This is a genomic window from Yonghaparkia sp. Soil809 (assembly GCF_001429705.1).
In the GTDB taxonomy this organism is placed as follows: Bacteria; Actinomycetota; Actinomycetes; order Actinomycetales; family Microbacteriaceae; genus Microcella.
The window spans coordinates 544,577-558,871 of sequence record NZ_LMSV01000002.1 but is presented as its reverse complement, the minus strand read 5'-3'; the positions used below and the strand labels follow the sequence as shown (position 1 = coordinate 558,871).

Annotated in this window: 13 protein-coding genes and 1 pseudogene; 3 read left to right on the top strand and 11 right to left on the bottom strand. The window is 71.7% G+C overall.

Going from position 1 to position 14,295, the window contains the following annotated elements:
- Window positions 1-9: 9 nt before the first annotated feature.
- Together nadA and ASG83_RS10130 are read right to left on the bottom strand one after the other, a co-directional pair.
- Window positions 10-1,281: a quinolinate synthase NadA gene (gene nadA, locus ASG83_RS10135; protein WP_055860790.1), complete on the bottom strand. Its 1,272-nt coding sequence runs from the start codon at window positions 1,279-1,281 to the stop codon at window positions 10-12.
- Window positions 1,278-2,042 (bottom strand): NUDIX domain-containing protein, encoded by a 765-nt coding sequence (locus ASG83_RS10130; RefSeq protein ID WP_082599205.1) that lies wholly within the window; start codon window positions 2,040-2,042, stop codon window positions 1,278-1,280. Before ASG83_RS10130 ends, nadA begins: the two co-directional genes overlap by 4 nt.
- Window positions 2,043-2,202: 160 nt before the next feature.
- Between ASG83_RS10130 and ASG83_RS10125 the strand changes: the two are divergent.
- From ASG83_RS10125 to ASG83_RS10115, 3 genes and pseudogenes are all read left to right on the top strand, one after another.
- A pseudogene (locus ASG83_RS10125) lies at window positions 2,203-2,844 on the top strand (trimeric intracellular cation channel family protein); the annotation flags it as partial.
- 199 nt (window positions 2,845-3,043) lie between these two features.
- On the top strand, window positions 3,044-3,958 hold the full coding sequence (sigJ, locus tag ASG83_RS10120) for an RNA polymerase sigma factor SigJ (protein ID WP_055862048.1): 915 nt from the start codon (window positions 3,044-3,046) through the stop codon (window positions 3,956-3,958).
- A gap of 34 nt (window positions 3,959-3,992) precedes the next feature.
- Window positions 3,993-4,742 carry an SDR family oxidoreductase gene (locus tag ASG83_RS10115; protein ID WP_082599204.1) on the top strand — a complete coding sequence of 250 codons (750 nt, stop codon included), beginning with the start codon at window positions 3,993-3,995 and terminating at the stop codon, window positions 4,740-4,742.
- Between the two features lie 204 nt (window positions 4,743-4,946).
- Here the strand turns inward: ASG83_RS10115 and leuA are convergent, their stop codons facing one another.
- The 9 genes from leuA to hrcA form a co-directional block, all read right to left on the bottom strand.
- A complete protein-coding gene (gene leuA / locus ASG83_RS10110) occupies window positions 4,947-6,707 on the bottom strand; it encodes a 2-isopropylmalate synthase (protein WP_055860787.1) in 1,761 nt (586 codons plus the stop codon).
- Between the two features lie 219 nt (window positions 6,708-6,926).
- Window positions 6,927-7,868 (bottom strand): GTPase Era, encoded by a 942-nt coding sequence (gene era / locus ASG83_RS10105; RefSeq protein WP_055860784.1) that lies wholly within the window; start codon window positions 7,866-7,868, stop codon window positions 6,927-6,929.
- Window positions 7,869-7,881: 13 nt separating this feature from the next.
- Window positions 7,882-9,213: a hemolysin family protein gene (locus ASG83_RS10100; RefSeq protein ID WP_055860781.1), complete on the bottom strand. Its 1,332-nt coding sequence runs from the start codon at window positions 9,211-9,213 to the stop codon at window positions 7,882-7,884.
- Complete coding sequence (gene ybeY / locus ASG83_RS10095; protein WP_055860778.1) at window positions 9,210-9,677, bottom strand: rRNA maturation RNase YbeY; 468 nt, start codon at window positions 9,675-9,677, stop codon at window positions 9,210-9,212. Before ybeY ends, ASG83_RS10100 begins: the two co-directional genes overlap by 4 nt.
- Window positions 9,678-9,679: 2 nt before the next feature.
- On the bottom strand, window positions 9,680-10,753 hold the full coding sequence (locus tag ASG83_RS10090) for a PhoH family protein (protein ID WP_082515114.1): 1,074 nt from the start codon (window positions 10,751-10,753) through the stop codon (window positions 9,680-9,682).
- A gap of 55 nt (window positions 10,754-10,808) precedes the next feature.
- Complete coding sequence (locus ASG83_RS10085; RefSeq protein WP_055860772.1) at window positions 10,809-11,174, bottom strand: HIT domain-containing protein; 366 nt, start codon at window positions 11,172-11,174, stop codon at window positions 10,809-10,811.
- 96 nt (window positions 11,175-11,270) lie between these two features.
- Entirely contained in the window at window positions 11,271-12,026 is a 756-nt protein-coding gene (locus ASG83_RS10080) for a 16S rRNA (uracil(1498)-N(3))-methyltransferase (protein WP_055860769.1), read from the bottom strand.
- Window positions 12,027-12,034: 8 nt separating this feature from the next.
- Window positions 12,035-13,141, bottom strand: coding sequence for a molecular chaperone DnaJ (gene dnaJ / locus ASG83_RS10075; protein WP_055860766.1), 1,107 nt, complete (start codon window positions 13,139-13,141; stop codon window positions 12,035-12,037).
- Window positions 13,142-14,161: a heat-inducible transcriptional repressor HrcA gene (hrcA, locus tag ASG83_RS10070; protein ID WP_055860763.1), complete on the bottom strand. Its 1,020-nt coding sequence runs from the start codon at window positions 14,159-14,161 to the stop codon at window positions 13,142-13,144.
- Window positions 14,162-14,295: the final 134 nt, after the last annotated feature.

The following is a 14,295-nucleotide window of genomic DNA, read 5'->3' as shown; positions in this document are numbered from 1 at the left end:
AGGCCCTGGTCAGCCGCGCGGCTTCGCGGCGAGCATCCGCTCGAGGGCGACGCGCGCGTCGGACTGCACCGACGCGTCGACGACGATCTCGTTGACGACGCGCCCCGCGACGAGCTCCTCGAGCACCCAGGCGAGGTAGCCGGGGTGAATCCGGTACATCGTCGAGCACGGGCAGATGACCGGATCGAGGCAGAAGATCTCGTGCTGCGGGTGCTCGGCGGCGAGCCGGTTCACCATGTTGATCTCGGTTCCGATCGCGAAGACGCTCGGCTCGGTCGCCCCCGCGACCGCGCGCCGGATGTAGTCGGTCGACCCCGCCTCGTCGGCCGCGTCCACGACCTCCATCGGGCACTCGGGGTGCACGATCACGCGAACCCCGGGGTGGGATGCCCGCGCCGCCTCGATCTGCGCCGGCGTGAACCGCTTGTGGACGCTGCAGAATCCGTGCCACAGGATCACCTGCGCGTCGAGCAGCTCGTCGGCGGTCGAGCCGCCGAGGGCCTTGCGCGGGTTCCACATCGGCATGCGCGACACAGGCACACCCATCGCCTTCGCGGTGTTGCGCCCGAGGTGCTGATCGGGGAAGAACAGCACGCGCTGGCCGCGCTCGAACGCCCACTCGAGCACGGTTGCGGCGTTCGACGACGTGCAGACGATGCCGCCGTTCCGCCCGCAGAACGCCTTGAGCGCCGCGGATGAGTTCATGTAGGTGACGGGGATGACCGGGGCCCGGCCGTCGGCGTCGGGCGACGACCCGTAGAGGGCGGTGAGCTCCTCCCACGCCGCCTCGACCGAGTCGATGTCGGCCATGTCGGCCATCGAGCATCCGGCCGCCAGATTGGGCAGGATGACGCGCTGCCACTCGCGGGCGAGGATGTCGGCCGTCTCTGCCATGAAGTGCACGCCGCAGAACACGATGAACTCGGCATCGGGCTTCGTGAGCGCGGCGTTCGCGAGCTGGAACGAGTCGCCGAGGAAGTCGGCGTGCTCGACGACCTCGTCGCGCTGGTAGAAGTGGCCGAGGATCACGAGGCGGTCGCCGAGCGCGGCCTTCGCGGCGCGGATGCGGTCGTGCAGCTCGGCGTCGGGCGCGTCGCGGTACTCGGCCGGAAGTGCGCCTTGCCGCGGCGACCCGGTCGGGATGACGTCGAGCATCGACGAGCCGGGGCCGTAGCCGGGCACCGTGTCGAACTCCCACGGTCCCTTCGCGAGGTCGGGCGTGCAGACCTCGCCGGCGGCGCCGTTGGTGATTCCGCGGATCACGGTGTCGAGAGCGGTCATCGGGGGTCCTCCTGGGCGGGTTCTGGCTGGCCGTCGTGACGAGAAGCGGGGGGATGCTGGGCCGTCGCCGCGACCACGCGCGCGGTGAGCGGCCCGGCGTCGGCGAGCTCGACTCCCCCGGCGTAGCGGTAGAGCTTGGGCGGGCGGTGCCGGCCGCCGACGACCACGTCGCCGGTGGGCTCGATCGCGCCAGAGGACTCCATCTGGCGTCGGAAGTTCGCCGGATCGAGCGGCTTCTGCAGCACGGCCTCGTGCACGCCGCGCAGCTCGGCGAGGGTGAACTGCTCGCCGAGGAAGGCGTGGGCGATGCGGGAGTACTCCATCTTCGTGCGCAGGCGCCAGAGGGCGTACTCGACGATGAGGTTGTGGTCGAAGGCGAGGTCGGGCAGGTCGTCGGCGGGGAACCAGCGCACGTTCTCGCCGGGGCTCACGCGCTCGGCCTCCTCGGGGCGCACGAGCGCCCAGTAGACGATCGACACCAGGCGGGTGGTCGGCGAGCGGTCGACGTCGCCGAAGGCGTAGAGCTGCTCGAGGTAGGTGGGCTCGAGCGCGGTGGTCTCGAGCAGGTTGCGGCGCGCAGAGGCCTCGAGGCTCTCCGACAGCGCGACGGGGCCGCCGGGCAGCGCCCACCGGTCGAGGTACGGCTCACGGATGCGCCGGACGAGGGGCAGCCAGACGCTGGGCGCGCCCGCGGCGTCGGGGCGGAGCGCGAAGATGACGGTCGACACGGCGAGGCCGATGCCGGATGCGGCGGCGGGCATCCGCGCCCCCTCTCATCGCTGCGTGCGGACCGCGATCGCGGTTAGAGTCACTCTGACCCGAACAGAGTCTAGCACTTCGTGTCAGGGCGACACGAACCGGAGGATGCGTCGACCGCGCGGCGGCGGCCCGACCCCGCTCCGCGACCGCCAGAATGGGCGCATGGCCGAGGTGTTCGTGATCCCGCTCTGGGCCGACCTGCTCGCGGTCGGCATCGGAGCGCTGCAGGGCGCGCTGTTCGCGGCGCAGTTCCGCGACCGGCGGCTCGACTGGCTGGGCGTCGCGATCATCGGCATCGTCGTCGGCTTCGGCGGCGGACTCCTGCGCGACCTCCTGCTCGACGTGCCGCTCGCTCCCCTGCAGACGAACTGGTACGTGGTCGTCGCGACCGGAGCGGCGCTGCTCGGCATGCTGCTCGAGCGCGTGTTCTCGCGCCTCGGCGGCCTCATCACCGCGCTCGACGCCCTCACGATCGGGCTCTTCGGCGCGATCGGCACGACGAAGGCCCTCGCGCTGGGGATCCCCGAGGTCGCCGCCGTCTTCGTCGGCGTGCTCGCCGCGGTCGGCGGGTCGATCCTCCGCGACGTGCTGCTCAATCTGCCGATCGCGCTCATGCACGTCGGCTCGCTCTACGCCGCCGCCGCTGCTGCCGGCTCGGGACTCATCGCCCTGCTGCTCGCCCTCGACGCCCCCGTCTTCGCGGCGGCGGTCGCCGGCGTCGCACTCACCTTCTGCGTGCGCATCGCCTCGGTGCTGTTCGGGTGGAGCCTGCCCGAGCAGAGAGCGATCACCCGGCTGCCGCGACTGCCCGCGCTCCCCCGGCGGGGTCGGCGCGGCGAGGACGACGGGACGGGCGATCGCGGTCGCACCGTCACGACGACGACCGGCGTGATCCACCTGCGACCCACGACGTCGACGATCCCCGTCGTCGGCTCGACGCCTCGCGTACGGCGGCGCTCCCCCATTCCCGGGGCGAGCCAGCGACGCGGGTGACCGCGTGACGATGCACGCGAACGAGGCGGCCGCTCGGTTCGAGGCCGCCCGGCCCCGGCTCACGGGCCTCGCCTACCGCCTGCTCGGCTCGTGGGCAGAGGCAGAGGACGTCGTGCAGGACGCATGGCCGCGCTGGGCATCCACGGCCGCGACCAATGACATCGACAACGCCGACGCGTACCTGACCACGATCGTCACGCGGCTCGCGCTCACCGCGCTCGACTCCGCCCGCGTGCGACGCGAGCTGTACGTCGGGCCGTGGCTGCCCGAGCCCGTCTCGACGCTCGACGACCCGACCCTCGGGGCCGAGCGCGCCGAGGCGCTCGACCTCGCGACCCTCCTGCTGCTCGAGCGCCTCAGCGGCCCCGAGCGCGCCGCCGTGGTGCTGCGCGAGGCCTTCGCCTACGACTACGCGAGCCTCGCCGAGGTGCTCGGCACGAGCGAGGCCGCCGCGCGCCAGCTCGTCTCGCGAGGGCGGCGCGCCCTCGACGGGCACCGGCGGGAGCAGGCCTCCCCCGCCGAGCGCGACCGGCTGCTCGCCGCGTTCGTCGCGGCGGCGCAGGGCGGCGACCTCGCCGCGCTCGAAGCGGTGCTCGTGCCCGACGCCGTCGCGATCAGCGATGGGGGCGGCGTGGTGAGCGCGGCCCGCCGGCCCGTGCGCGGCGCCGAGCAGGTCGCGCGCTTTGTGCTCGGGGTGCTCGAGAAGTTCGGGCGAGGCGTGCGGAGCATCCCGGTCATCGCGAACGGCGATACCGCCTTCCTCGCCGTCACCGACGAGGCCCGGCCGAAGCCGGTCGCGCTGTGGTCTCTCGACTTCGGCGCCGACGGGGTGCGCGGCGTGCACATCGTGCGGGCGCCCGCCAAGCTCGCGCGGCTCACGGCTTCTGCCCTGTCACAGAACGACGGCCCGCCCGGTCGACTCTGAGAGGGATGCGCCCGGCACTCTCGGAGAGGACACCATGACCCTGCTCATCACGGGAGGCACGGGCACCGTCGGGCGCCCCACCGCCGAGGCCGCGCGCGCCGCGGGGCTCGCGCCGAGCATCCTCAGCAGACGACCCGGGCCCGACCACCGCGTCGCCGACCTGCGGACCGGTGCCGGGCTCTCCGCCGCGCTCGACGGCGTCACGACCGTCGTGCACCTGGCCACCAACAGGCGGTCGGATGCTCGAGCGACGTCGCGGCTCGTCGCAGCCGCGCGCGCCGCGGGAGTGGAGCACCTCGTGTACCTGTCGATCGTCGGCGTCGACGCCGTGCCGCTCGGGTACTACCGGTCGAAGCTCGCGTGCGAGCGGCTGGTCGCGGGGTCGGGGGTGCCGTTCACGGTGCTGCGGGCGACGCAGTTCCACGACTTCGTGGCGGGGGCGTTCGCGGCGCAGCGGCGGCTGCCGCGGGTGCTCACGCTCGACGTGCCGTTCCAGCCGATCGACACGGGGGCGGTGGCCGCACGCCTGGTGTCGCTCGTGGGCGGGCCGCCCGCCGGCGGCCGGGTGGATGACCTCGGCGGGCCCGCCGTTCTGCCGATGCGCGAGCTCGCCGAGCAGTGGCTCGTCGCGCGGGGTGCGTCCGAGACGGATGCGCGGCGCCGGGTCGTCGAGTGGCGCGCGCCGGGGCGGCTCGCGGCGGCCTACCGCGCCGGGCTGCACACGACCGGGCTGCCCGGGCCGGGCATCCCGTTCGCGGAGTGGGCCGCGCGGGCCGCGCGCTGACCCGCGTCGCGTCAACAACTCAGGACGAACGCTGCTCGCGCGTACTGCGTGACCCGCATAGGCCCGGAGTTGCGCCGCGGAGTGGGCTCGTAGCCGTCGCTAGTCCTGAGTTGTTGACGAGCCCGCGTGACTGCGACGTGCGCTTGTCCTGAGTTGTCGACACGCGCGGCGGCCATAGCCGGCGCGCGCCGGGCGGGGCGCGGCTCAGGCCGAGACGAGCTCGCGGTCGGGCGACTCGAGCCGGATCGCCCGGTTGACCGCCGAGACGACCGCCTTGAGGGATGCCGTCGAGATGTCGGCGTCGATGCCCACGCCCCAGAGCGTGCGCCCGTTCACCTCGAGCTCGACGTACGCAGCGGCGAGAGCATCGCCGCCGGCCGAGAGCGCGTGCTCGACGTAGTCGAAGAGGCGGATGGTGATGCCCTCCGACTCCATGATCGACAGGAACGCCGCGATCGGCCCGTTGCCCGTCGCCGAGACGCCGTCGATCGACTCGCCGTCGCGCAGCGTCGCGTCGAGTCGCACCTCGCCCGTCATGTCCGACGCCGTGCGGGTCGAGAGCAGCTCGAAGCGGCCCCACTTCTCGTCGGCCGAGGCGGCCGGCAGGTACTCGTCCTGGAAGATCTCCCAGATCTGCTCCGACGTGACCTCGCCGCCCTCGGCGTCGGTCTTCGCCTGCACGACCCCGCTGAACTCGATCTGCAGCCTGCGGGGCAGGTCGAGCTTGTGGTCGGCCTTGAGCAGGTACGCGACTCCGCCCTTGCCCGACTGCGAGTTGACGCGGATGACGGCCTCGTAGGTGCGGCCGAGATCCTTCGGGTCGACGGGCAGGTAGGGAACACCCCAGACGAGGTCGTCGACGCTCACGCCCGACTCCGCGGCACGGGCATCCATCGCCTCGAAGCCCTTCTTGATGGCGTCCTGGTGCGACCCGCTGAAGGCCGTGTAGACGAGGTCGCCGGCCCAGGGGCTGCGCTCGTGCACCTTCAGCTGGTTGCAGTACTCGGCGGTGCGCTTGATCTCGTCGAGGTCGCTGAAGTCGAGCTGCGGATCGATGCCCTGCGTGAACAGGTTGATGCCGAGGGCGACGAGGTCCACGTTGCCGGTGCGCTCGCCATTGCCGAACAGGCAGCCCTCGATGCGGTCGGCTCCGGCCATGTACCCGAGCTCGGCGGCGGCGACGGCCGTGCCGCGGTCGTTGTGCGGGTGCAGGCTCAGGATGATCGAGTCGCGCCGCGCGAGGCGCCGGTGCATCCACTCGATGGAGTCGGCGTAGATGTTCGGCGTCGCCATCTCGACCGTGGCAGGCAGGTTGATGATGAGCTGGCGCTCGGGCGTCGGCTGCAGCTGCTCGATGACGGCGTTGCAGATCTCGAGCGCGGTCTCGAGCTCGGTGCCCGTGTAGCTCTCGGGGCTGTACTCGTAGAAGACCTCGGTGCCGGGCACGGTCGACTCGTACTGCTGGCACCAGCGGGCGCCCTGCAGCGCGATCTCCTTCACGCCCTCGACGTCGGTGCGGAAGACGACCTCGCGCTGCAGCGCCGAGGTCGAGTTGTAGAAGTGAACGATCGCGCGCTTGGCGCCCTTGATCGACTCGTAGGTGCGGGCGATGAGGTGCTCGCGCGACTGCGTCAGCACCTGGATCGTCACGTCGTCGGGGATCAGGTCGTCCTCGATGAGGTGGCGCACGAAGTCGAAGTCGGTCTGCGAGGCCGACGGGAACCCGACCTCGATCTCCTTGAAGCCCATCGAGACCAGAAGGTCGAACATGATGCGCTTGCGCTCGGGGCTCATCGGGTCGATGAGCGCCTGGTTGCCGTCCCGCAGGTCGACGGCGCACCAGCGCGGAGCCTGCGTGATCGTCGCGTTCGGCCACGTGCGATCGGGCAGCGAGACGGGGAGAGCCGACTGGTACGGCTCGTACTTGTGGATCGGCATGCCCGAGGGCTGCTGACGGTTCTGCATGAGGTGCTCCTGCTGTCTGGTTCGAAGGGTTTCAGCCGACGACGAACTCCGCGACGAGGGAGGCTAAGGGTCTAAGCCTCGTCGCGGCAGCGAAGAAGGAGCTGGCCGAACACGTCTCCAGGGTACACCCGGGCTGCACGGGCGCGCGAACGAGCAGAGGCGGGATGCTCGAGCCCCGCTCGGCGTGCGCCGAGCATCCCCCGCCGACCGCGACGGGTGTCAGAACCCGAGCCGCCCGAGCTGCTTCGGGTCGCGCTGCCACTCCTTGGCGACCTTGACGTGCAGCTTGAGGAACACGCGCCGGCCGAGCAGCTTCTCGATCTCGAGCCGCGCGCGCGTTCCGACCTCGGTGAGGCGAGCACCGCGGTGCCCGATGATGATGCCCTTCTGGCTGTCGCGCTCGACCCAGACGTTGGCGTAGATGTCGATGACTCCCCCGGGCGCGCGCTCGGCCATCTCATCGATCGTGACGGCGAGCGAGTGCGGCAGCTCGTCGCTCACGCCCTCGAGCGCGGCCTCGCGGATGAGCTCGGCGACGCGGTCGTCCTCGCTCTCGTCGGTCACGGCCTCCTCGCCGTAGAGCGGCGGCGAGACCGGCATGAGCGCGATGAGCTGGTCGGCGAGGAGGTCGACCTGGTCGCCCGTGAGAGCCGACAGCGGGATGATGAGGTCCCATTCCCGCAGCTCCGACACGGCGAGCAGCTGCTCGGCGACCTTCGTCGGCCCGGCCGCGTCGGTCTTCGTGACGATCGCGACCTTCCGCGTGCGCGGGAAGCTCTCGAGCTGCTCGTTGATGTACCGGTCGCCGGGCCCGATCGGCTCGTTCGCGGGCACGCAGAAGCCGATGACGTCGACGTCGCCGAGGGTGTCCTGCACGACGGCGTTGAGGCGCTCGCCGAGCAGCGTGCGCGGGCGGTGCATGCCGGGCGTGTCGACGACGATCAGCTGGCCGGATGCCCGGTGCACGATCCCCCGGATCGCCCGCCGCGTGGTCTGCGGCTTCGAGCTCGTGATCGCGACCTTCTCGCCGACGAGGGCGTTCGTGAGGGTCGACTTGCCGACGTTGGGGCGGCCGACGAAGGTCACGAAGCCCGCGCGGTGCTCGGGCGTCTCCTCGGGATCGCCGCCGCCGGAGCGGGGCTTGCGGGGGCGGTCGCTCATGGTCGGGCCTCGCTCAGCTGTGGTCGGGATCGGGAGCGGAGGACGGCGACGCCGGGGACGCCGCGGAGAAGGCGCGACGGGCATCCTTCAGGGCCTCGTCGGCCTCGACGAGGACGGTCACGACGCGCTTGCGGCGGCCCTCGGTGCGCTCGGCGGTGAGGACGACGCCGTCGACCGTGACGGTCGAGCCGGCGACGGGGAGCCGGCCGAGATGCTTGGTGAGGAGGCCGCCGACGGAGTCGACGTCGTCGTCGTCGAGCTCGATCCCGAAGAGGTCTCCGAGCTCGTCGACGGGCATGCGGGCGCTCACGCGGAAGCGGTCGTCGTCGAGCTGATCGGAGGTCGAGATCTCGCGGTCGTACTCGTCGCTGATCTCGCCGACGAGCTCCTCGATGAGGTCCTCCATCGTCACGAGGCCGGCGATGCCGCCGTACTCGTCGACGACGAGCGCGAGGTGGTTCGACTCGACCTGCAGCTGGCGCAGCGCGTCGTCGGCCTTCTTCGACTCCGGCAGGAACAGGGCGGGCTTCGCGAGCTCCTCGACGGTCGTCGTCGTGCACGCCTCGGGCGTCTCGTACGCCATGCGGGCGGCGTCGCGCAGGTACACGACGCCGAGCACGTCGTCGGAGTCGTCGCCGACGACGGGGATGCGCGAGACGCCTCGGGCGAGGAAGAGGCTCATGGCGTCGGTGACGGTGAGCTCGCGGTCGAGCGTCACCATGTCGGTGCGCGGCACCATGACCTCGCGCACGATCGTGTCGTTGAACTCGAAGATCGAGTGGATGAGCTCGCGGTCCTCCACCTCGAGCACGTCGAGGTCGGTGGCCTCGTCGACCATGCTGAGCAGCTGCTCCTCGCTCGAGAAGGTCGCGCTGCGGGGACGGCCGGGCGTGACGCGGTTGCCGAGGAAGACGAGCAGGTCGGCGAGCGGGCCGAGCATGAGGCGCACGCCGCGGATGAGCCCGCCGGTGAGGCGCAGCAGCTCGCGCGGGTGGGCGCGACCGACGCTGCGCGGGCTCGAGCCGACGAGCACGAACGAGACGCCGATCATGATGAGCGCGCTCACCGTGAGCACGAGCCACCACTCGTCGAGGACCGCCGAGAACGCGAGCGTGATGAGCACGGCGGCGATCGTCTCGGCGACGATGCGGAGGAAGTTGACGGCGTTGACGTGCGCGCCGACGTCGGCGGAGACCGCGAGGAGCGTGCGCGGGCTCTTCTTGCGCGAGGCGAGGTCGATGAGGTCGGTGCGACTCACGACCCCGAGCGCCGCGTCGATCGCCGCGAGGAGGCCGCCGAAGGCGACGAGGATGCCCGCGACGACGAAGAAGACGACGGTGATCATGTGGAGCGCTTGCGCTCGGCGAGCGCGAAGCCGACGAGGACGTCGCGCTGAACCCCGAACATCTCCTTCTCGTCCTCCGGCTCGGCGTGGTCGAAGCCGAGCAGGTGCAGCAGGCCGTGCGTGGTCAGCAGCAGCAGCTCGTCGAGCGTCGAGTGGCCGGCCGCCTCGGCCTGGCCGATCGCCACCTGCGGGCACAGCACGATGTCGCCGAGCAGCCCGGGCGGGGTGGGCTCCTCGTCGGAGCCCGGGCGGAGCTCGTCCATCGGGAAGCTCAGCACGTCGGTCGGGCCGGGCTCGTCCATCCACTGCAGGTGCAGCTGCTCCATCGCGCCCTCGTCGACGAGCACGATCGCGAGCTCGGCGTCGCGGTGCACGTTGAGGAAGTCGAAGGCGTGCAGCGCGAGCCGCTGCAGCGCCTCGTCGTCGACCTCGACGCCGGACTCGTTGTTGATCTCGACGGCCATGACTACCAGCTCCCGCGTCGGGGGCTGCGACGGATGCCCGTGCTGCGATCGCGCTGCAGCCCCGATCGGCGCGCGGCCCGGTTCTCGCCCTCGGCACCGCGCTCGGCTCCGCGATCAGCACCGCGCTCGCCGTCGCGCAGGCTCTCGCGCTCGTGCTTCTGCGCCATGCGCTCGGCGTCGTAGGTCGTGTACGCGTCGACGATGCGGCCGACGAGCGTGTGGCGCACGACGTCGTCGCTCGTGAGGCGGGCGAAGTGGATGTCGTCGATGTCGGCGAGCACGCGCGTGACGAGCTGGAGGCCGCTCGCGCCCGTCGGCAGGTCGACCTGGGTGATGTCGCCCGTGACGACCATCTTCGAGCCGAAGCCCAGGCGCGTGAGGAACATCTTCATCTGCTCGGGCGTGGTGTTCTGCGCCTCGTCGAGCACGATGAACGAGTTGTTGAGCGTGCGGCCGCGCATGTAGGCGAGCGGCGCGACCTCGACGACGCCCGTCGCGAGGAGCTTGGGCACGAGCTCCGGATCCATCATCTCGTTGAGCGCGTCGTAGAGGGGCCGCAGGTAGGGGTCGATCTTGTCGGTGAGCGTGCCGGGCAGGAAGCCCAGGCGCTCGCCCGCCTCGACGGCCGGGCGCGTGAGGATGATGCGGTCGACCTCCTTGCGCTGCAGTGCCTGCACCGCCTTCGCCATCGCGAGGTAGGTCTTGCCCGTGCCGGCGGGGCCGATGCCGAAGACGATCGTGTTGACGTCGATCGCGTCGACGTACGACTTCTGCCCGAGAGTCTTGGGGCGGATGCTCTTGCCCCGGCTCGTGAGGATGGCCTGGCTGAGCACGTCGGCGGGGCTGCCGGCGCCCTGCTCGAGGATCCTGGCCGAGCTGGCCACCTCGACCTCGCCGAGGTCGTGTCCGTTACCGATCATGGTGATGAGCTCCCCGACCAGCGCGCTGGCCGCTTGTACCTCGGCGGGGTCTCCGTCGAGGGTGATCTGGTTGCCGCGGACGTGGACGTCGACGCCGCGGTACTGCTGCTCGAGAGTGCGCAGGAGGCGGTCCTGCGGGCCGAGCAGACGCACCATGGCGACCCCGTCGACCTCGATCGCGACGTGCCCGGGGCTCGCCGGGGCGGAATCGTCAGTGGGCAAGTGACCCCTCGGCGAGCGAGCCCGCGAGGACGTGGGCGTGCACGTGGAAGACGGTCTGCCCGGCCCCGGCGCCCGAGTTGAAGACGAGGCGGAAGTCGCCGTCGGCGTGCTCGTCGGCGAGCGACTGCGCGGTCGCGACGATCTCCGCGAGGAGGGCGGGGTCGGCGGCGGCGAGCTCGGCGACCGTGCGGTGCTGCGCGGTCTTCGGGATCACGAGCAGGTGCACGGGCGCCTGCGGCGCGATGTCGCGGATCGCGATGAGCCGCTCGGTCTCGAGCACGATGTCGGCCGGGATCTCGCGCGCGATGATGCGCTCGAAGATCGTGGGCTCGGCGGCCTGGTCGGTCGAGGTCATGGGCTCCATTCTAGAGCGCCGCTCGGCACCCGGAACGGGGTTGCGCGCCGGTTCGCGCCGGGGTTCGCTCTGGGCGTGCCTCGACGCGCGCGCGGCTCACCAGCGGCCGAGAGCGGCCGAGAGCACGGCGATCGCCGCGGGCCCGGCGGTGGAGGTGCGCAGCACGGTCCGCCCCAGCCGCATCCCGCGGGCTCCGGCGGCGACGAGCGCCGCGAGCTCCTCCGGCGCGACGCCGCCCTCCGGTCCGACGACGAGCACGACGTCGCGGTCGCCGAGCGCGCCCGCATCGAGGGCGGTGAGCGGATGCTCGGCGAGCGGATCCAGGACGAGCACCGTCGCCGAGGCTGCGAGGCGCGCGATCGCGGCCGTCGTCGCGAGCGGCGCGACCTCCGGCACCCGTGGCCGGATGGCCTGCTTGCTCGCCTCGCGCACGATCGTCGCCCAGCGCGCGCGGCCCTTCTCCGCCTTCGCCGCATCCCACCGCGAGACGCTGCGCGCGGCCTGCCACGGCACGATCGCGTCGACGCCGAGCTCGGTCGCGGCCTGGATGGCGAGCTCGTCGCGGTCGCCCTTGGCGAGGGCCTGCACGAGCACGATGCGCGGGCTGGGCTCGGGCGCGCGCTCGACGTGCTCGACGTGCAGGACGACCTCCTGCGCGCTCGACTCGACGACCTCGCCCTCGACGATGAGCCCGGCTCCGTCGCCGAGGCGAAGATGCTCGCCAGGACGCACGCGCGAGACGGTGACCGCGTGGCGGGCGTCGGGGCCCGTCAGGCGCACGATCGCGCCGAGCGGGGCATCCGCCCCCGCGAGCTGCGCCGCGAGCGAGTCGTCGAGGTAGAAGTGCGCCACGCGCGGGCCTAGAGGTTCAGGAACCGGTCGCGGAGCTTGGAGAAGATGCCCTGCTGGAAGGTCGAGAACTCGGGCGGCACGGGGCGACGGGAGCCCGCGAACTCCTGGATGAGCTTGGTCTCCTTGCTGTTCAGGCGCACCGGGGTGACGACCTGGATGCCGATCTTGAGGTCGCCGCGGCCGGCGCCGCGCAGGCGCGTGATGCCGCGCTCCTTGATCGTGAGGACCTCGGCGCTCTGCGTGCCGGGCTTGATCTCGACGCGGACGTCGCCGTCGAGCGAGCGAAGCGTGGCGGTCGTGCCGAGGATGGCGTCGGTCATCTGCAGCTCGAGGGTCGCGAGCAGGTCGTCGCCGGAGCGGCTGAACGTCTCGTGCGTCTTGACCTTGATCTCGAGGTAGAGGTCGCCGTTGGGGCCGCCGGCGGGGCCGACCTCGCCCTGGCCGGGGAGCTGGATGCGCAGACCCGTGTCGACGCCCGCGGGGATGTCGACGGGGATGGTGCGGCGCGCGCGCACGCGGCCCTGGCCCGCGCACGTCGGGCAGGGGCTCGGGATCACCGTGCCGAAGCCGCGGCACGAGCCGCAGGGGCTGGAGGTCATGACGTTGCCGAGCAGGCTGCGCACGGTGCGCTGGATCTGCCCGGAGCCGCGGCAGATGTCGCAGGTCTGCGGGCTCGTCCCGGGCGAGCAGCAGGAGCCCTCGCACGTCTCGCACAGCACGGCCGTGTCGACCTCGAGCTGGCGGGTGGTGCCGAAGACGATCTCCTCCAGCTCGACCTCGACGCGCAGGAGGGCGTCCTGTCCGCGCTCGCGGCGGCTGCGCGGGCCGCGCTGCTGCTGACCGCCGCCGAAGAAGGTCTCGAAGATGTCGCCGAAGCCGTTGAAGCCCCCGCCGCCGCCGCCGAAGCCGCCCGCGCCGCCGAGGTCGTACTGCTGACGCTGGTTCGGGTCGCTCAGCACGTCGTAGGCGTGGGTCACGAGCTTGAAGCGCTCGGCCGCCTCGCCGCTCGGGTTGACGTCGGGGTGCAGCTCGCGCGCGAGCCTCCGGTACGCCTTCTTGATGTCGTCGGCGCTCGCGTCACGGGCGATGCCGAGAACCTCGTAATGGTCTGCCACTTATTCCTCACCGAGCAGCCGGGACACGTAGCGCGCGACGGCGCGGACGGCTGCCATGTTGTTCGAGTAGTCCATGCGGGTGGGGCCGAGCACCCCGAGTTTGGCCGAGAGGTCTGCGCCGACCCTGTACGCGCTCGTGACGACGGCCGTCTCGCGCAGCACCTCGTCGTTCTCGCGGCCGATGCGCGCCGAGACGCCGTGCTGGTCGAGCTCCATCTCGCGGAAGAGCTTCAGAAGCGTCACCTGCTCCTCGATCGCCTCGAGCACCGGGTAGACGCTGCCGGCGAAGTCGGACTCGGTGCGCACGAGGTTCGCCGCCCCCGCCATGACGAGCCGGTCGCTGCGGTGCGCATCCACGTGACCGAGGAGGGCCTCGGTGACGACGGAGACGGCCGCACGGCGATCGGGCGCGAACTGCTCGTCGAGCTTCGGCGCGAGGTCGGTCACGTCGCTGAGCGACCGACCCGCGATCGCGGCGTTGATCTTCGCGCGGAGCTCGCCGAGGAAGACCTCGTCGGTCTCGGCCGGGAGCTCGATGATGCGCTGGTCGACGCGACCGCCGTCGGTGATGAAGACGGTCATGACGCGCGTGGCCGACAGCGGCACGAGCTCGACGTGCCGCACGCGAGCGTGGCCGAGGGTCGGGTACTGCACGAGCGCGACCTGGTTGGTCAGGCTCGCGAGCAGCCGCACCGTGCGGGCGAAGACGTCGTCGAGATCGACGGACTGGTCGAGGAAGGCTGCGATCGCCTGCCGCTGGGCGGCGCTCAGAGGTCGGAGGTCCTGCAGCTCGTCGACGAAGAGCCGATAGCCCTTGTCCGTTGGCACGCGGCCCGAGGAGGTGTGCGGGGCCGCGATGAGCTCCTCCTCCTCCAGCTGCGCCATGTCGTTGCGGATCGTCGCGGCGCTCACGCCGAACTGGTGCCGCTCGACGATCGCCTTCGAGCCGACGGGCTCGCGAGAGGCGACGTAGTCCTGCACGATCGCCCGCAGAACGTGGAGGGCGCGCTCCGAGATCATGGCGCTCTCCTTTCCCTCGGGATGGCGAGTGCTGGCACTCGCCTTAGCTGACTGCCAATTCTACCCCGGCGCACCGGGCGGAGATGATTGCCCGCGCGGCGACCGAGCGCTATTTTGTGCCTGAGTTCCACTCC

What these genes read in the sequence shown, in the direction of transcription:
- ASG83_RS10100 (WP_055860781.1), bottom strand. Translation starts at nt 9,213, where the DNA reads ATGATCACCGTCGTCTTCTTCGTCGTCGCGGGCATCCTCGTCGCCTTC.
- ybeY (WP_055860778.1), bottom strand. Translation starts at nt 9,677, where the DNA reads ATGGCCGTCGAGATCAACAACGAGTCCGGCGTCGAGGTCGACGACGAG.
- leuA (WP_055860787.1), bottom strand. Translation starts at nt 6,707, where the DNA reads ATGCAGAACCGTCAGCAGCCCTCGGGCATGCCGATCCACAAGTACGAG.
- hrcA (WP_055860763.1), bottom strand. Translation starts at nt 14,161, where the DNA reads ATGATCTCGGAGCGCGCCCTCCACGTTCTGCGGGCGATCGTGCAGGAC.
- nadA (WP_055860790.1), bottom strand. Translation starts at nt 1,281, where the DNA reads ATGACCGCTCTCGACACCGTGATCCGCGGAATCACCAACGGCGCCGCC.
- ASG83_RS10085 (WP_055860772.1), bottom strand. Translation starts at nt 11,174, where the DNA reads ATGACCTCGACCGACCAGGCCGCCGAGCCCACGATCTTCGAGCGCATC.
- era (WP_055860784.1), bottom strand. Translation starts at nt 7,868, where the DNA reads ATGAGCGACCGCCCCCGCAAGCCCCGCTCCGGCGGCGGCGATCCCGAG.
- ASG83_RS10130 (WP_082599205.1), bottom strand. Translation starts at nt 2,042, where the DNA reads ATGCCCGCCGCCGCATCCGGCATCGGCCTCGCCGTGTCGACCGTCATC.
- sigJ (WP_055862048.1), top strand. Translation starts at nt 3,044, where the DNA reads ATGCACGCGAACGAGGCGGCCGCTCGGTTCGAGGCCGCCCGGCCCCGG.
- ASG83_RS10090 (WP_082515114.1), bottom strand. Translation starts at nt 10,753, where the DNA reads ATGGTGCGTCTGCTCGGCCCGCAGGACCGCCTCCTGCGCACTCTCGAG.
- ASG83_RS10115 (WP_082599204.1), top strand. Translation starts at nt 3,993, where the DNA reads ATGACCCTGCTCATCACGGGAGGCACGGGCACCGTCGGGCGCCCCACC.